Source organism: Arthrobacter sp. FW306-1B-F12A, from assembly GCF_058781865.1.
In genome coordinates this window covers 1-17,461 of the sequence record NZ_JBYSXD010000028.1, presented here as the reverse complement: position 1 = coordinate 17,461, position 17,461 = coordinate 1, and the positions used below count along the sequence as shown (strand labels likewise).

At 63.6% G+C, this 17,461-nt stretch carries 15 protein-coding genes; 10 read left to right on the top strand and 5 right to left on the bottom strand.

All coding sequences use genetic code 11. The annotated features are described in order from the left end of the window. The first annotated feature begins 125 nt into the window (after window positions 1–125). The 6 genes from AC3WJU_RS14145 to AC3WJU_RS14120 all read left to right on the top strand — a co-directional run bounded on the left by AC3WJU_RS14145 (window position 126) and on the right by AC3WJU_RS14120 (window position 7,188). On the top strand, window positions 126–1,388 hold the full coding sequence (locus AC3WJU_RS14145; protein WP_492260141.1) for a putative type IV secretion/conjugal transfer ATPase: 1,263 nt from the start codon (window positions 126–128) through the stop codon (window positions 1,386–1,388). Further along, the gene (locus AC3WJU_RS14140) at window positions 1,388–3,205 is read left to right on the top strand and encodes a type IV secretory system conjugative DNA transfer family protein (protein WP_492260140.1); all 1,818 of its coding nucleotides are present in this window, start codon (window positions 1,388–1,390) and stop codon (window positions 3,203–3,205) included. Before AC3WJU_RS14145 ends, AC3WJU_RS14140 begins: the two co-directional genes overlap by 1 nt. Next, window positions 3,192–3,701 carry a hypothetical protein gene (locus AC3WJU_RS14135; protein WP_492260139.1) on the top strand — a complete coding sequence of 170 codons (510 nt, stop codon included), beginning with the start codon at window positions 3,192–3,194 and terminating at the stop codon, window positions 3,699–3,701. Before AC3WJU_RS14140 ends, AC3WJU_RS14135 begins: the two co-directional genes overlap by 14 nt. Before the next feature lie 69 nt (window positions 3,702–3,770). Beyond that, window positions 3,771–4,946, top strand: coding sequence for an ArdC-like ssDNA-binding domain-containing protein (locus AC3WJU_RS14130; RefSeq protein ID WP_492260138.1), 1,176 nt, complete (start codon window positions 3,771–3,773; stop codon window positions 4,944–4,946). Window positions 4,947–5,001: 55 nt separating this feature from the next. Further along, the gene (locus AC3WJU_RS14125) at window positions 5,002–5,514 is read left to right on the top strand and encodes a single-stranded DNA-binding protein (protein ID WP_492260137.1); all 513 of its coding nucleotides are present in this window, start codon (window positions 5,002–5,004) and stop codon (window positions 5,512–5,514) included. A 363-nt stretch (window positions 5,515–5,877) separates the two neighbouring features. Further along, complete coding sequence (locus AC3WJU_RS14120; protein WP_492260136.1) at window positions 5,878–7,188, top strand: GmrSD restriction endonuclease domain-containing protein; 1,311 nt, start codon at window positions 5,878–5,880, stop codon at window positions 7,186–7,188. Between the two features lie 392 nt (window positions 7,189–7,580). Here the strand turns inward: AC3WJU_RS14120 and AC3WJU_RS14115 are convergent, their stop codons facing one another. Both AC3WJU_RS14115 and mobF read right to left on the bottom strand, forming a co-directional pair. Then, complete coding sequence (locus AC3WJU_RS14115; RefSeq protein WP_492260135.1) at window positions 7,581–8,153, bottom strand: hypothetical protein; 573 nt, start codon at window positions 8,151–8,153, stop codon at window positions 7,581–7,583. A 20-nt stretch (window positions 8,154–8,173) separates the two neighbouring features. Then, complete coding sequence (gene mobF / locus AC3WJU_RS14110) at window positions 8,174–11,725, bottom strand: MobF family relaxase (RefSeq protein ID WP_492260134.1); 3,552 nt, start codon at window positions 11,723–11,725, stop codon at window positions 8,174–8,176. A 122-nt stretch (window positions 11,726–11,847) separates the two neighbouring features. On the opposite strand from mobF, the gene AC3WJU_RS14105 reads away from it, so the two are divergent. Both AC3WJU_RS14105 and AC3WJU_RS14100 read left to right on the top strand, forming a co-directional pair. Next, window positions 11,848–12,048: a hypothetical protein gene (locus tag AC3WJU_RS14105; RefSeq protein ID WP_492260133.1), complete on the top strand. Its 201-nt coding sequence runs from the start codon at window positions 11,848–11,850 to the stop codon at window positions 12,046–12,048. A 380-nt stretch (window positions 12,049–12,428) separates the two neighbouring features. Beyond that, entirely contained in the window at window positions 12,429–12,695 is a 267-nt protein-coding gene (locus AC3WJU_RS14100; protein WP_492260132.1) for a transposase, read from the top strand. Between the two features lie 269 nt (window positions 12,696–12,964). Here AC3WJU_RS14100 and AC3WJU_RS14095 read toward each other — a convergent pair whose 3' ends face one another. Continuing rightward, window positions 12,965–13,339, bottom strand: a complete 375-nt coding sequence (locus tag AC3WJU_RS14095) for a hypothetical protein (protein WP_492260131.1) — start codon at window positions 13,337–13,339, stop codon at window positions 12,965–12,967. A 251-nt stretch (window positions 13,340–13,590) separates the two neighbouring features. Between AC3WJU_RS14095 and AC3WJU_RS14090 the strand changes: the two genes are divergently transcribed. Together AC3WJU_RS14090 and AC3WJU_RS14085 are read left to right on the top strand one after the other, a co-directional pair. After that, window positions 13,591–14,475, top strand: a complete 885-nt coding sequence (locus tag AC3WJU_RS14090; protein ID WP_492260130.1) for a MurR/RpiR family transcriptional regulator — start codon at window positions 13,591–13,593, stop codon at window positions 14,473–14,475. Window positions 14,476–14,516: 41 nt separating this feature from the next. Continuing rightward, a complete protein-coding gene (locus AC3WJU_RS14085; RefSeq protein WP_492260129.1) occupies window positions 14,517–14,804 on the top strand; it encodes a hypothetical protein in 288 nt (95 codons plus the stop codon). A 9-nt stretch (window positions 14,805–14,813) separates the two neighbouring features. On the opposite strand, the gene AC3WJU_RS14080 is transcribed toward AC3WJU_RS14085, so the two are convergent. Next, window positions 14,814–16,229, bottom strand: a complete 1,416-nt coding sequence (locus tag AC3WJU_RS14080) for an aldehyde dehydrogenase family protein (RefSeq protein WP_492260128.1) — start codon at window positions 16,227–16,229, stop codon at window positions 14,814–14,816. Beyond that, the gene (locus AC3WJU_RS14075; protein WP_492260127.1) at window positions 16,222–17,268 is read right to left on the bottom strand and encodes a homoserine dehydrogenase; all 1,047 of its coding nucleotides are present in this window, start codon (window positions 17,266–17,268) and stop codon (window positions 16,222–16,224) included. Before AC3WJU_RS14075 ends, AC3WJU_RS14080 begins: the two co-directional genes overlap by 8 nt. Between the last annotated feature and the right edge of the window lie 193 nt (window positions 17,269–17,461).

Below are 17,461 nucleotides of genomic sequence, written 5' to 3'. Positions count from 1 at the left end.
GGCGCGAAGGAGCGGGGGAGAGCGGACCGTGGTTGTCTGCGCTGCGGGGCTTCGGAGAGAGGCTCGACGACCGGTTGGACGGTACTGAGCGCGGTGGGGACTGGGGGAGACAGGAACCGAACTCTTTGCGTGGACCGCATCGGCTTCGTCCGGCACCGCATCGCGCTTCCACGCTGACGTTTGCGGCGGCCTATCCGTTCATTACTGAATCGGGTCTGGGTCATGAGGGCACGTACATCGGCACGGACGTCTTCGGATCCGGGGCTTTTTCCTACGATCCGTGGATTCTCTATGACAAGGGTGTCATCAGTGGCCCGTCGATCGTTGTCATCGGTACCGTGGGTACTGGCAAGTCCATGTGCGGGAAATCCTTGGTGGCCCGGTCGATCACGCTGGGGCGGAAGGCCGCTGTAGCGTCTGACCCCAAGGGTGAATGGGTTGCCGTGGCAAAAGCTGTTGGTGGAAAAGTCATTTCTGTCGGCCCCGGCCGCTCAGCCCGTGTGAACCCCCTCGACGCGGGTCCGCGATCCAGCGCGTTGAGTGACGCGCAGTGGCAAGCCGTAGTACGCCAACGCCGTCGCTACTTGTTGGTGGCGTTGGTGTCCCTCATGCGGCAGGGCATGCCCCTTCGCCCGGTGGAGCACACGGCGTTGGACATGGCGCTGATGGAGACGGTCGCACAGAACTCGAACCCGACGCTGCCCATGGTCCTGGACCACCTGTTGAACCCTTCGAAGGAAACGATCGGTCTCGTCGGCCGGGACGGAGGCACCGCTGTCAGCCATTCGCTGCGGCGCACTGTTTCCGGTGATCTGGAGGGCATGTTCGACGCCCCTTCCACGGTCGCGTTCGATGCCGATGCGCCGATGATGGTGATGGATACCTCTGCCATGATCGGCGCTTCTGAGCAGGCCCTGTCACTCGCCGCAGCGTGTGGGGCGACCTGGCTGGAAGCGGCGGTCACCAATCCCGACGGCGGCAAGCGGCTAGTGGTCTACGACGAGGGTTGGCGGATGCTTGCTGATCCCTACATGCTGGCCAAAATGAGCGAGCAGTGGCGACTGGCGCGCACGTACGGGATCGCGAATCTGCTCATCATGCACAAGGTAGCTGACCTCAACGAGATCGGCGACAGCACCAGCGGACACCGCCAGAAAGCCCTTGGGCTCCTCACCGAGGCCGACACCCGGATCATTTACCGCCAGAAGCACGACGCCATGCGCCTGACAAAGGAAGCTCTCGGCTTGACCGAGGCCGAATGCGAGCACGTGGAGAACCTTCCCAAGGGCGTAGGGCTCTGGAAAGTCGGAAACCGCTCGTTCATTGTTGCCAACAGGGTCACCACCGATGAGCTGGAAGTCTTCGGTACCGACGACCGGATGATCTGATGTTCACTCACCCGCGCGCAGGGAACACCAGTCCCCTCGTCACCGCCGGACTCGTCACTCTCTCTGGTTTCGTGAGCCTTTCCTTCCTGGTTCAGGGAGCGGCCCGCCTCGTCGTCATGTGGCGGTGCGGCACCGCGCCGCCGTCGCCCCCAAACCCGGCGGCCGCCGTCGGACTCTTCGCTGGCCGGATCGATTGGATCATCCGCCGGGCTCCGGACTGCGACGTCGGCGCCGGCGATGTCTGGTGGTTGGTCGCCCCGGTACTGGCCGCGATCGCCGCGCTTGCGGTGAGTAGGATCTGGGCTTGGCGAAGATGGAAGCAATCGGGGGCTTGGCTGCGGCAGGAGATTTTGAACCGAGATGGCATCGCGCGCCGTTCCGAGATTCTGCATGACTTCGGGGCCAGGGCGGTTCGGCGGCGCGGGAAGTTCACCCGTCCCGCGGTAAGCAACCCGACCGTTCAGGACGTGGCCTGGACGCTCGGGCGCTCACGCGGCGTCACGATTCACGTCTCAACTGAAGAATCGATGGTGATCCAGGGAGCGCCCCGTTCGGGTAAGGGACTCTACGTGGTGATCAATGCCATCCTCGATGCGCCCGGCGCCGTGGTGACGACGTCCACCCGGGCGGACAATCTCGTTGTCACTATGAAAGCCCGCGCCACGGGGGACAGGCCTGTGACCGTGCTCGATCCGCAGGGAATGTCAGGACTGCCATCCACGCTCCGCTGGTCGCCGGTACGTGGGTGTCAGGATCCGGACATCGCTACGCGCCGGGCCCTGGTCATCACGGCTGATACGGAGATGAAAGGCGAAAACGCGGCGTGGCAGAAGCGCTCCCTGATAGTCCTCCAGTGCCTTCTCCACGCGGCGGCATTGAGCGGCGAAGGTGTCCGTGCATTTCGGCGTTGGTCCTCTAGTCCGGTGCTCGCCCGTGACGCGCTGGAAGTTCTCAGCCGCCCCGGGGCTGCCCTGGGATGGCAGGCCGACCTGATGGGAATCCTCGAAGACGACCCGCGGAACACCTCCAACTCGTGGATTGGTGTTTCGGCAGCTGTGGCTCCATTGTCTTCGCCCAAGGTGTTGGCTGCACTGGACCCGCACGACGAATCGGAAGAGTTCGACCCTAAACAATTCATCCGTGATCGCGGAACGCTGTACCTGATCGGCACACGAACAGGAGCCGCAGCAACAGGCCCTTATCTTTCCGCGCTGATTGACGACATTGACTATGCCGCCCGGGAAATGGCATTCGTCTCGCCGGGCGGCCGACTCGATCCGCCTCTGTCTTTGATCCTCGACGAGATCGCCAACCTTGCCCCCTGGCCCGGCCTGCCCATTGCCCTTTCGGACGGTGGCGGAATCGGCATCTCAACACTCGTGGTGTTGCAGTCGCTCTCCCAGGCGCGGACGGGGTGGTCCATCGACGAAGCCGCCACTATCTGGGACTCGGCCATCATCAAGGTGATCTTCGGCGGCGGCTCCGATGAACGTGACCTCCGCTCGCTCGCAGGACTGCTGGGCGAACGGAGCCTCACGCTAACCACGCGCTCGTGGTCCTCCCAAGGCCGTCAGGACGGCGAGCAGATCCGGGAGAGCCCCGTCATCGCCCTCGATGAGATCCGCCGGCTGCCTGCCGGCACGGCCCTCATGCTCGGCCGGCGCACCAGACCGATCCTGTTGGACCTGCGCGAATGGCACAAGCGCAAGGACGCAGCCGAACTTGGACGCTCCAAGGCAGAGACCGAACGCGCGCTCACCGAAGGGCACAAACTGCGACAACAAATAGCCGAAGGAACCAGCGATGGAGAACTATGACGACGTCGAACACTTTGACATTCCCTCAGCAGGAGCGGACGACGACGAGCTAACAGCCGAGCTGTTCCGCTCGGCCTTCCGAGCTCCGAACGGTTCGCAGGGCACGACCCATCGCTGGCGGGACATGAGCCCCCAGCAGACCGAACGCGTCTGGGCCGCGCTCGCAGACTGGGTGAGATGGCTGGTCGCGACCTATCAACTGACGACGTCCGTGGTACCCGATTGCTGGTGGAAGCACCAAGAGATCGTCGCCGAGCTCTACGCCCTGCAGCGGGCAGAACAGGCGTCCTACGCCGCCGACGATACTGGCTTCGGACCTCTGGCTTTTCACGAGCGGCTCCCACACGCCGTCGAACGCCTCAGAACCCACACCCGGACGGCCGGCTGCGTCGGCCTGCAGTCACACAAAGAACCCACCCCAAGAGTTCTCACGGTGGATGGTCCAGAGTTCATCGAGTGGCAGGCGGCTCACCATCAATTTGGTGCCGAGTTCTGAAGTCATGGAGTCCGCGCGTCTGAGGACATGAACAGATATCCGCGTTTACGGATTTCAAGAAGCATGGAGGTGGCTGTCGTGGCTCCTGGAGGTGAGGGCGTATCGCGCTCCGAGGCGCAGGATCCTGCGCCCGCGTTTGGCGAGCTGGGCAAGGCGCGGATGACACCTGAGGAACGCATCGCTGTACTGACGGATGGCCTCCACACAATCCTGGAACTAGCCGTTGAATCCCCTTCCCGCTGGCAGGTGCTGCTGGACGCTTCGGCCACCCTTTGGCGATACTCCGGAGGGAACGTGGCCCTGCTCATGATGCAGATGGCACAGCGCGGTACCGAAGAGCCCACCCTCGTCGCGGGGTACAGGGAGTGGGAACGCCACGGCCGCGCTGTGCTGAAAGGTGAGCAGGCGTTGTGGGTGATTGCGCCGCGCACAGCACGCATGCAGGAGTTCACGCTTCCCGATGGGACCCGGCAGCGGATACGCGTCGGTGAGAAGGTGCCCCCTGGCGCCGTCGACGACGGAAAGAAGACCGTTATCACCGGCTGGCGCGGGCAAGCCGTTTTTGATGTCTCGCAAACCCAAGGGACTCCGCTGCTCGTGCCGCGGGACACCAGGCCCGGCGCCGACGCCTCACAGCTTTTCGGATCGTTGGCAGAGGTCGCTCACCGGCACGGCTTCGAGGTCCACGTCGACGCCGCCCAATACGGACTCACCAGCGGCTTCACGGATTTCGCCAAGCACGGCGTCCAAGTGGGAGCGTGGCTGAGCGCTGAGGAGCGCACCGCGGTGCTCGCTCACGAGCTCGGGCACGTACTGCTGCACGGCCCGGACGACGCCGTCGGGCGGCTTTACGGCAGCAGCGCAGATCACCGCGGGCTTGGGGAAGTCGAAGCCGAGTCTGTCGCCTACACCGTGCTGCGGGCCCACGGGATCGACCGCGGCCCGCAATCGGCTTCCTACCTCGCCGGATGGGCGGACGCCGTCATCGAGACGGAAAGTGGTGCTTTGGCGGAGGCTACGGATCGTAAACTTCCCGCCTCCCGCGTCGATATTGCGAAGTCCGTGCTCGGACGAGTCACAGCAGCATCGAAGGAGATCCTCGAATTCACTCATCCACCTGGCTTCGGGGGCAAGGTACCCGCCGTCGACGCCGACCCACGGCTCAACCCGGCGGTGTCCTACATCAGCCTGGGACAGCCTGCGGCGTCTGCAGACGGGCCCACAATCGCGGGACCCGGAATCTGAGTCAAACGATCTGTCCGGCGGGAGAGCCCCGCTGGGACTGGAAAGGAAAAGAACAATGAGCACCAAAATCCCGATCAGCATCGCCGGCAACCTCGTCGCCAACCCTGAGCTCACCTACGGCGACTCCGGAGTGGCCCACGCTAAGCTCCGCGTCGCTGTGAACCAGCGAATCCAGGGAGCCGACGGGACCTGGCAAGACGGCGAACCTGTCTTCCACAACGTCTCGGCTTTCCGGGCTCTAGCTGAGAATGCATCGAACTCACTGAAAAAGGGCGATCCCGTTACTGTGGCGGGCGAGCTCGAATTTCGCTCCTACGAGAAGGACGGTGAGAAGCGAGAAGCCCGCCGCATCGTTGCCGACACGATCGGTCCGGACCTGCGCTTCGGCACTGCCGTCTATCAGCGATCGGCGCACACGGCGGTTGCTGGGCCGGATGCTGGCATTGGGACAGATCTGCAGACGGCCGCTTCAGCGGAGACCGCCTCGCCCGTGTACAACATTGCGACGAAGGGCCCAGTGGTGGTGCCCCCTTTCGGGGCAGCGGCGGGGAGTGAGATGAGTTACTAGCACGGGCAACTCCTCTGGATTGGTGATGGGACCGGGCGCGGGAATACCTTTGCTGCTTGTTTTGAGAGCTGAGGAAATGTGTCCGGTCTCAGCATTGTTGAGTTCCGACGTGGGAATTGGCAGGTTGAACCGGACGAAGAACGGTCCTGGCCTTATCAACGAAGGTGCCAGTTCCATAAGTCCCGTCGGCCAGACTGAGGCCAGTGCACCGCTACATCACCAGCGGTACCCAACGCGGAACGTAATAATCCAAAGCGAATTACAAACTTGTAATTCAAATACTAGAATCCCCGTTAGCGCTAACCGCAGCGCCGGCTGACGGCGCCGAGATGCGCCGCTTGATATTTGAATGGGGATCTTGTCTTGACGAATCACACACCACTGGGAAAGCGCCGGTTCCGGCTGCCCGTGTCCACGATTGTCGTGGGCATCCTCCTGCTCCTTTTCCTTGTTCCTGCCGCCTTCGGGTCCGGGATCGGCGCGGCCCTGATTATGGCCGGAATTTTCTCCTTCCTGACAGGCCTCTATGTCGTCGCGACGGGCCGGCGTTCCTGGGCGATGGTGCCCGGGGGCCGCAAAGCCGGGGCTATCGTCCTGACCGGTGCGCTCGTTCTCCTCATTACCGGCGGCGCCCTCACACCGACGAAGCCGAACGACGGCCTTCAGGCGTCTCCGACCAGCGCCGACAGCCAGAAACTCGCGGGAACGGCAGCTTCCCCGAGTTCCAGCCCAACCCCTACCCCGATGGCAACCGAGATAGGAACACCGCTGGATCCGGACACCGTGACCGAGCTGTCCAGATCGGCCAGCTACGCGGCGCCCAAATCCCAGCCGGGCTATGCCACCAAGGCCGTAGATCTGCTGGCTACCCTGCCGGTGAAGGGCCGGGCACCGATGACCGGGTATGACAGGGACCAGTTCGGCGAGGCCTGGGCCGACGTCGACCACAACGGCTGCGACACCCGCAACGACATCCTCAAACGCGACCTGACACAGACTACCTACACCAACAGTGTCCACTGCAAGGTCCAAAGCGGATCCTTGGCCGACCCGTACACGGCGAAAACCATCGGCTTCGTCCGCGGCGCCACGACCAGCAGTGCTGTGCAGATCGACCACGTCGTCGCCCTTGGCGATGCCTGGCAGACCGGCGCCCAGCAATTGAGCCTGGAACAGCGCACCGCATTCGCCAACGACCCGCTGAACCTCCAGTCCGTCGACGGGCCCATCAACATGCAGAAGGGCGACGGCGACGCCGCCACCTGGCTGCCGCCGAACAAGAGCTTCCGCTGCGATTACGTCGCCCGACAGATCTCCGTCAAGGCCACCTACAACCTGTGGGTCACCCAAGCCGAACACGACGCCATGGCACGCGTCCTGGGTGACTGCCCGAACGAGACGGCCCCCACCAACCAGAAGCCACCGGCAACACCCGAACCCACCCCTGCCACCGCGGCACAAGACGCCGCACCCGCACCGGAAGTACCGGTACAGGCTCCCGTATCTGCACCAGTGCCCGCAGTGCCCGCAGCGCCCGCTGCCCCTGCTCCTGCTCCGGCTCCGGTTCCTGGTGGGGGTGCGACCGCACTGTGCAACGATCGCACGCTGTCCTTCTCCGCGAACCACAGCGGAACGTGCTCGCACCACGGAGGCGTGGCCATCTGGTACAAATAGCCGCCGAGGTCCGCCGTGGCTACAGCGCCCGACGCCGCCAGCACAACTCTCGGGCGGCGTCGGGGCATGGCCGCGGGTCCGGCATGCCGTGATGAAAGGGAGCGCGGGTCGGAAATGACTCGAATGGGTAAGGACCAAGGGGCTTCGATAGGAACGCCGGGAGCTGACCGATCCGGCGGAGCCTGTCCTGGTCACTGCGGTCCAGAGGGTGGCGAATCCCTGCGGATCAGGCTCGGATCGGTCATGGCGGGCGACTACGGTGCCATCTCTGCGGCTAGGAAGCCGCCGCATCGAGCATCCCGACCTGCCGGGCGGTGCGGATCTCGACCGCGCAACGAGCCAAGGCGGCGGAAGCACTTCCGATCAATCAGGTGGACTCAATAGGGATTTGACTACATGAAGCTCATCGACTTGCCGCGGGGACTGACACTCGCTCTTGACAGAGTTTCGTTACCTGGCGCCCAAGCAAGAAAATTCGAAGCCTGTACAAAGTATGTGGCCGGCCATGGGGCACCGGGCCGAACCTGGGACGGATCCGGTGAGATCAGCAGGACGGACCCGACCCAGATAGGTTCCTCCAGAGCTTCCAGCCATGCGCGCTGAACGTGTCCGAAGCGGTTCCAATTAATGGTGATCCAAGCTCCGGTGGGTTCGAGGGCATCGATGCTGAGGACTGTGATTTCCGCCGTCGTCCGGTGAGCCCGCTTCGCCTCCTCGAAGTGGCCCCACCTTACCTTGGCATCTGCCAGCCAATCGCGACGGCGGTGCATCCGAATCAACCAGACGACGCTCACGATGAGGGTGGGGGGCAGCACGGCAGCCCAGCCAAACACTTGGACCGCATCTGGAGGCCAATTTACCGTCAGGTTCTGCAAAACGGACACCGCGCATAGGCCGAGCACCGCGCTGGCGAGAATCAGTGCGGGCGTCGCAACTTTCGGCTTGATGACTGGGTTTGAGACCATGGGATGCCTTCTTGCCCAGTTTAGAGCTGCCAACCGACATTGATAAGGTCCGCCGCGCGGGAAACGGAGTCTGCTGCCCAGAGGCCCGCCTGCTGATGCCCGACGCGTTGTGGCGCGGTCCGGCTAATGAGGCGTTGGATGGTTTGGTACTGCGACGTCCGTTCCCATTCATACTCGCCGGGAACAGGCCCAAGGGGGAGCGATGAGTCTTCGATGCCCCACCTGTCTCGGTACACGGCGACCCTGCCAATCACGGAAGGCATGTCCTCCTGTGGCGACAGGTTCCGCAGGAGTTTTCGCTTCCACTCGGTGTCATGCATCAAGGCCGCCGCCGTGACCTTGATAGCCCGACGCCGGATCCGTTCCGATACCTGGTTGATCATGTCGGCGAGGTCGGGCCGATCTGTGTGAACAGGCTGCTGAATGAGGGGCGGGTCACTCGCGGGCATTGTGGACACAAAGCTGAGGAGCCGGGAATGGATTATCGAAGTCAGATCCTTGGCTGACCCGCTCGTTTCCAAAGCCTTGGTAACGATCCGATGGGCGCTCGGGCGACTGATCCCCGAGGATCGGCGCCACGCCGCCACGGTTGCACCCCAGGACGGGGCACGCTGCAACTCGTCGAACCTCGAAGGGGCGCGCATCTTGAGAAACTCTTCCAGGTCCTCGGCGGCAGCAATTTGCGCGAGATAGTCGTATTCGGCGCTGAGTCTCTCCAAGCTGTCGGCCCCCATCCACTCGGCCTCTCGCACTTCGTGGGCGGTCCGTTCGGCACCTTCGGCCTCCAACACTTCACCCAGGATTTCCCGCCACGATGCCTGAAGGGACGGATCCAGAGGTTCGTGATCCGCGGGGTCGTTCTCGCTGACATATGCATAGTTGCCTCCACGGCCACGAGTCATGCTCACGTAAAGCAGCTCACGCGTCAGCCCGCCCTGAGTCACGACGGTATGGCCGGCGTCGACCGTGATCCCCTGGGAGCGGTGGGCCGTCGTCGCGTATCCCAACTCAACGGAAGCCTCAACGTAATCGCGCCGCAGCGAAACAGTCGCGCCGGTATCCCGTCGAACCGCCACAAGGCTGCCATCGCGCCTCCCGACGCGTACGACGTCGAGCAGCGCGCCATTGCGGATAAAGTCACCGTTGCTGTCCGCCACAGAGCGGTCGTTGCGGCGCGCAATGACCCTGTCACCGCGACCAGCGCGCAGCCCATCGCTTAGAAGAGTCGTGTGTTCGGCGTCCACAAGCCCTTGGATGACGCGGTCTGCTTGGGCGCGTTCGTTGAGCATGCTGACGGTGTCGTTGTCCGCGGCAATCAGGATGGACGACTTACCGGCCCGCATGTCCGATTGCCAGTCCAGGTATGCCTGATCGACCATGTCGAGGTAAGTACCGTGCCGAATGCGCTGGTGCCGGTCGTAGTCGCTAATGGCCGCGAAGTCTCCGCCCCGCAGTTTCAGCGAGGCCTCCCGCTCCCAGGCGTTTTCGAAGCGCCAGATCGTACTCAGCCGCACCGCTTTGCCCTGACGATCCAGCCAGCCGAGAACACCGCCGGCGTCGATGGCATCCAGCTGGGCCGGGTCACCCACCAGCAAGACCTTGGCCTCGGCGTCCCGGGCCTGTCGCACGAGTGCGGCGAGTTGAACGGTGGAGACCATGGAGGCTTCGTCGACGACGACCAACTGGTTCGGATGGAACCGCCATCGGTTCTGCTCTGCGGCCAAACGAGTCGCTTCCTGTGCCAACGCGGTCCTCGTGGCAACGGCGCTGCTCAGGCGCTTCTCTACGTCATAAAACTTTGCTGCCCTCTCGCCGGCTCCCTGGCCGACCGACTCGTAGAGCCACTTCGCGACATTCTCTGTCACCATGGACAGCCCCCGCCCAAGGACCTCGGCGCTCGCCGCCGCAGGCGCCAGCCCGATCACGCTGCCGGCACCGAACTGTTCCTCCCACGCAGCCTTGATCGCACCGATCGTGGTGGTCTTCCCGGTCCCGGCAGGCCCGACGACGGCATCAAGCCGGTTGCCGCTCAAAAGCACCTCAACGGCGGCCGCCCGCTGGTCAGAGTACAAACCGAACTTGCCGTGGTGTTTATATAAGGCAAGTGTCTCCATGACGACGACCGCCCGAACGGCCGGTCCGCCGTCGTCATTTCTTGCCGCCATAACCGCCTCCTCGCGGGCGAGCGTGCCCGCGTCGGTGTAAAGACGCGACCCATGGAAGTCGAAGACGCTCCGTCCCCCGAGGTGAAGATCCGGCCGCGCCCCCGCGGCGAAGCTGTACCGGTACTCGTTCAGCGGGACCGAGTAGGCTTCAGCCGCGCTGGCAACGGCGTCGATCAGGCCGCGGCGGTCACCCGGCGTCAGGCAGCGGATCGCGGCGCAGACGCGTTCCGCCTCGGCAAGCAGATTCCAGCGATTCCACGTCGCGCGCTTGGCTGCCACCAGGTCCCGGGTCAGGGAGGCGACAGCCCCCACCCAGCCGGCGGCGAAGTCGGACGAACGGAAAGGAGACGTTCGCGACCGTCGGATGGTGGATTCCAGGACGAGGCGGGGGTCGAAACCCTTGGACGAGGCCCTTTCGCGCCAGTGAGCCGAGAGCTGATGCAGGGGAGCGATGGTTTCCGGCTTTGCGCTTCGGGTGGAGAGGGTTGCTTGTTGTCGGAGCTTGACTGTCTGCGTGGGGGTTGGTCTGGTGCCGCGGTTTTTGGTCCATTCGGCGACCAAGCGGTCGGTTTCCTGGTCGATGAGGCGGGAGCGGTTGGAGAATTCGCGGATCAAGACGTCGTCGATGCCGGTGAGCTGAGCGCTCGGATTACGGGTGTTAGCTAGGGGATTGCGGATATCTGTATCGGTGCCTAGGTCGCGTTTGAGGGCGTCGAAGAGGAGACCGTTGTAGTGCTCGCTGGCGGCGACGGCGGCCCTGTATAGGGTCCGGGAGTCGAGCGTGACCCAGGCGCCGTCCGTAATCCGTTGGACTCGGTTGGCGATGACGACGTGCGTGTGCAGTTGCGGGTCACCTGAGCGTGACTCCCAGTGGTCGAATGCTGCGGCGACAGCGCCGCGGGTACTAACGTGCGCGACGCCGTTTCGCCCCGCTCGGGTGTGGATGACGAGTTCTTCCAGCCAGTCCAGGGTGGCGTTGATGGCGTCGTGGTGGGATTCAAGGATCTGGTCCTGGAGGCTCCGCGGGCTTAGCGCCCATAGGACGGATACAGATTTGGGGACGCTGAAGGTTAGATCGAAGCCGGCGACGGCGCGGCGCACCTCGGTTTGCCCTTGTTTGGTTTCGACGACGGTCGGCTGGCCGTGTGGTCGGCCCAGGGGAGCGCCCGTGTCCGGGCGGGTTGCACTGTCGAAGATGGCTTTTGCGTCGGATTCCGTGACAGGATCCCCAGCTGTGCGGTTGATGCCGCCCAGGCCGGAGCCGAGCCAACGGCCTTGCGGTGTCCCGGCCATCATGTAGTAGGCGGTCGCGTCAGGGGGAGCGGTCGTCAGGTCGTCCATCATCGTGGTCTTGAAGAGGTATTTCAGGCCCGACTGTGCGGAAAGCCGGGCGATGGACATAGTCATCGCTGTTTGGCTTCTGTCTTTCGGGCGGCACTGATCCAACCGCGACCGCGGAACAGCTCCAGAACGGTGTTGTCGAGCTCGGCGCCGGTGGCCTGGGCGAGAGCTCGTAGCCTGCCGGCGAGATGGACCAAGTCGTGCGCGTCGGCTTGCTGGATGGTCTTAAGGCGGCCGATCTCTGTTTCGAGGCTTTTGATGGTTGCGCGTTGCTCAGCGTTCTCGGCTTCGAGGTGGTCGACGACGGCGGACTGGGAGCGGAGATGGGCATGAAGGAGATTCTGGGTCTGCTTGCTGGCGGCGAGATCGGCGGTGAGTCTGGCTCCTAGGTTTCCAAGATGAGCTTCAGGTTCGATGACCCTATCCTGGGCCGCAGCGAAGGGCAGCGCTGGACTTGCTCCGGCAGTCCGGTTCCGCCGTCGACGGTCCCGCTTTCTGTTGGCACACCGGGCTGAGCAGAACCGCTGCGACGTGCGCGACGGCTCGAATGTCTCCTTACATTCCTCGCAATTCATTCCACTCACGATCGTTCATCAAGGTAGACCCGATCGACAGCATGACTTCGCCGTGAGCCAGTGCCCACGGCGAAGACCTTTGGTGCCAGAGGTGTAGCTGATGCGGGAGTATCTTCCGCGGGCCGAGGGGTGAGAATTGTGGTGCCGTTTGGCGACGTCTATCCGCATTGGTGCGGTTGAGCCCGCAGAAGTGTATGAGGCGGGGTTCTTGGGTGTGCCGGATTGTTGCCGTACCGATCATGTCCGGCTGGCCGCGGCGATGCTGGGTCGCCTGGACCGGGTCGACGCCGCCCTGGCGACACTGGATGAGACCATCGAGGCCGCTTCACGGCCGTCGGCCCAGCAGATCGAGTTGCTGCAGACGATCCCCCGGGGTAGGACTCAAAACTGCGCAGGTCATCATCGCCGAAACCGGCGGTGAGATGTCCCGGTTCCCGTCGGCGTCACATCTGGCGGCATGAGCCGGCGATGGTTCGATTGTCTTCGTTGATGCTCCACGGCCGTCGCGGAGCGCCTTGCCACGGTAACGTACACCAACGCGCCCGTCACGGTGGTGGAAGAGGATGGAGGTGGCGGTGGTACCTTCCCGCTGTCGCGCGGCAGGTTCAGCGCCGGGTATACCTCGTCGGACAGGAGCTGGGTGGTCTCCTTACCCGCCTTGCCGTCGATGCACCCGATCACGTCGTCGACGTGTGCGAGGGTGCTCTCTCCATCGCCGGCCGGGTCGGTGTTAAAGACACAGCCAAGGACGAGGTAGTCGGGTTGCCGGCTGTTGTCTGAAGTCGGTGGGCAGGTCGAGGGATTCACGGCTGTAGCCGACGGGGGTCTCGCCGGTGAAGTTCACCGCAGGTTTGAGTTCGTGGACCAGATCCATCTCCTTGCGCCCCTTGACTATTGGTCCAAGAATACTGGTGAGGACGACCATCATGCTGGGCGACTGGCAGGGTGCGGACCGCAGCATCGCCACGCCTGTGGCATAGACGGCATCGCGAGCCTGAACGAGCAGTTTGTCCAGACCATCAGTGTCTTCCAGGACGGTCTCGAGCGCTTCTGCTTGCACCGAGGCGTCGCGGAGTTCGCCCTGTGTGTACTTCTGATCCAGCATGGTGCCCAGTTCGGCGAGACAGGCGGCATCGGGGGTGGGGGGCAAGGTCGACGGTAACGGTGACGTTGGTCGCGGAGGTATCCCTCGGGCAGGGCTGATGTCTTCGTCACGGTTCGATTCCCGTGGGCCACGCTGAGGTATATTTGGGACTAACTATCCATTGAATCAATCGACACTTGGATTATTAGTCCCATCTCGGCTACGCTGTCCACCGGTAGATGACCTGCAATTGTCCAGCGAAATGAGGTTCAGTGGTTACAACCAAACCCTCGCTTGTGAGTGGCGAATTCGTCACGCGTGCGCAAGCCGCGCTTCCCGGCCTGAGAGATACCGACAAGCGGGTCATCGAGATAATTCTCAGTGACCCACACGCCGTTTTAAGCGGCTCTGTCACCGAGCTCGCCCAGAAGGCCGGTGTCGCGCAGTCTTCCGCTGTTCGCGCCTGCCAACGGATCGGGTACCGGGGCTATCAAGAGGTCAAGCTAGTGGTCGCACGTGACCTCGCTAACCAGGATCACCAGGGGCAAGAGCTCGTCCACGAAGAAGGAATCGACGGCCAGACGCCCGCCGGCGAAATCCTGGACCGCATCCTCCGCCGCAGCGGAAGGGCGCTGGTGGACGCGGCGCAGACCGTCGATCCCGAGGTGCTCTCCCTTGCGATCGATCGCATTGCCGTGGCCAGCCGGGTCCTTGTCATCGGCAACGGAACCTCTGCGGCCCCAGCCCACGATGCCGCCTATCGGCTCTCAGCCCTCGGCCTCGTCACGCTCTTCCCCGCCGACGTCATGGCCCAAGAGCTGGCGGCACGGCACCTCGACGAATCCTGTGTCTGCCTTGTCATCAGCCACACAGGCGCCAGCCGCGAATCTCTCCGGAGCGCCGAGGCAGCGCGCGCCGCAGGGGCGTTCGTCCTGGCCATCACAAGCTTCACCAACTCACCCCTGACCCGCAGCGCTGATGCCTCACTCGTGGCGGGAGGACCCGAATACGGCTTCCGCCTCGAGGCGATGGCCAGCCGGCTGGCTCATCTGGGCGTGGTCGACGCGCTCTTTGTTGGGATCGCGGTGCGCCGCCCACAAGCCTCCACCACGGCACTGGACCTCATGGCCGACATCACCATCGAACACTCCCTGTAGGAGGGAACCTCAAGCCCAACCAAGACAACACGGCGATCGACTTGGCCGTCATCGACATAGCCGGCACCACCATCGCGGACAACGGCGTCGCGGACAACGGCGTCGTCGAGCGAGCCGTTGACGAAGCCCTGCTTCGCGCCGGACTCGATCCCATCACCCCGGAAACGCTCCGCGCCCTTCGCGGCATGGCCAAACCGACATGTTCAACCGGCTCGCCCCCGAGCTGGATGCCGCTGATCGGGAAGTTGGGGATCTCCCGATCAGCGCGGATACCCACAGGCCGGAATAAGGGACGGCTAAGGAGCCCAGGCTGTCCTGTTCTATTCTGAACCCTGCGGTCATGAAGCGATCGCGATGACTTTGGGTTGAGTCATTTCCTCGTAGGCGAAGTGGACGCCTTCCCGGCCCATGCTGCCGTATTTCGATCCGCCGAACGGCATGGCATCGTGGCGGTAGTCCGAGGAATCGTTGATCATGACGCCCCCGGCGTCGATGGCCTTGGCGGTGTGCAAGGCGCGGTTGAGGTCTTTGGTGAACACACCGGCCTGCAGCGCGTAGTCACTGTCGTTGGCGAGTTCGATGGCTTCTTTGGCTGTGTCGAAGGGTTCGACCAAGACGACTGGTGCGAACAGTTCTTCGCTCCAGGCTTCGCAGGTGCGGGGCACGCTGGTGAGTACCGCCGGTGTCAGGACCGGCCCGTTCAGGACTCCGCCGGTCAGCAGGTTCGCCCCGGCAGCTACGGCTGCGTCGATTTTCCGTTTTGCTTCGGCGGCGGAGGCCGTGCTGATCATTGGCCCAACGTCGGTCTGTTCCTGACGCGGATCGCCGGTCTTCAAAGCCGCTGTTCGCGCGACGAAGGCATCGACGAAGGCATTGAAGACTTCGCGCTGTACGAGGATCCGTTGGGCGCCGATGCAGTTCTGGCCCGCTGCCCAGAAAGAACCGGACAGGCTGGCCTCCACGGCAGCCGGAAGATCGGCGTCATGGAAGACGATGACGGGCGCGTTACCGCCAAGTTCCATGGACAGGCGCTTGATTCCGGCGTTCGCGGCGATGGCCCGGCCGGTGGCGAAGCCTCCGGTGAAGGAGACCATGCGAACCAGTTTGGAGGAGATGATGGTTTGTGCGACGGTGCGGTCACCCAGGACAACGGTGACGAAGTCTGACGGCAGGCCGGCCTCGCGCAGCAGATCGACGAGGAGGATGGCGGTCAGGGGTGTCAGCTGGGAAGGTTTGAGGATGACGGCGTTGCCTCCGGCGATCGCCGGTCCGAGCTTGTGCGCCACCAAGTTCAACGCGTCGTTGTAGGGCGTGATTGCTGCGATGAGCCCCAGTGGCTCACGCGTGAACCATCCCTGACGGTTCTCCGAACTAGCGAACGAGTCGAACGGAACGACTTCGCCGACGTTCCGGCGGGTTTCCGCCGCCGAAAGCTTCAGCGTGTTCACTGCGCGGGAGACCTCCTTGCGGGCCTGCTTGATGGTCTTTCCGACCTCGGCAACAATCAGTTCGGCGACCTTCTGCGACCGCTGCTGCAACAAGTCTGCAGCGGTATCCAAAATCCTGCCTCGCTCATGGCGCGGCATGGCCGCGGCCGCGGGACCGGCGGCGGCTGCGCGGATGACCTCCGCACGTACATCGGCCTCGGTGCGCTGGGGCAGGGTGGCCAGAACGGTTCCGTCAAACTTGTTGCGCACGACAAGGTCGTTGATGGTGGCTTCACTCCTGGTCTCGGCGATGGCTCTTTCAGGCACGTACGGCTCCTTTGACGAATTCGTCGACGGCAATGATGTCGGAAATAAGGGCGTAGGCAGTCTCGACACGTCCCGCTCCAGGGCCGGACACCGTGACGGGACCGAGCAGGTCCGTGGTGAACGAAACGGCGTTGGTGGCACCGGAAATACCGGCCAACGGGTGATCGGCAGGAAGGGCTATGGGCTGGACGGTAGCGACGATGCGGCCGTCTTCCTCGCGGCGGGCTTCACCGATTAGCTTCCAACGGAAGCCGCGTGCTAAGGCTTGAGCCACGTCCTCACTCTTGAGGTCCTGGATGCCGGTGGTGTCCACGTCGTCGGGGCGGATGTTTGCGCCGAGCAGTTCGTTGGCCAGGATGGCGACCTTCAACCGGACGTCGGAGCCACCGACGTCCGCAGTCGGGTCTGCTTCGGCATAACCGAGATCCTGGGCTTCGGCGATGGCTTCGTCCAGGCGCAGGCCGGCTTCCATCCGGCCAAGGACGTAGTTGCTGGTTCCATTCAGGATTCCTTGAACGGCGCTTAGTTCCAGACCTCCGAGCATCTTGTGCGCCAACCGGATGACGGGCGTTCCGCTCATGACAGCGCCCTCGTACTCGAAGCGGACGCCGTTGTTTGCGGCGAGTTTGCCCAGTTCCCGGCCTTGCAAGGCCACGGGACCCTTGTTGGTGGTCACAACGTGCTTTCCGGATTCGATGGCCCACTCTACGTGCGACACGGCGGGTTCCCCGTCGATCGGGCTGGTGAAGGTGGCCTCGACAACGATGTCGGCCGGGCTGTTCTTGATGACGTCTTCGTTGCGGGGATCCGGGCTTCCGCCAGGAAGACCCTCGAAGGAGGATCCTCGAGGCATGGCGAGGACGGAGGCCAGATCGATGCCGTCGCCCTGGACGAGCGAGCCAAAGGCAAGGTCGGTGATGGCCACGACCCGGAGCTCCAATCCGAGGGCAGCGAATCGCTGCGGTTCATCGCGGATCAGTTCGGCCAAGGCGCGGTTGACGCCGCCGAAGCCAATGAGGACCAGATTGTAAGTTGTCAAGTTAATCTCCTTGATGGGGCGGTAATGCAGTTCTGTATGCCACGGTCCCGGCAGTGTCAGTTCCCTAGTTGCGAAACGTTCCTAAGGGACGACGAAATGGCCAAAGGAGCGGGCTGGGTTACCAGCCGCGTTGGGCGAGGCGGTGGGGTTCGGGGATTTCCTCGACGTTGATGCCGACCATGGCTTCGCCCAG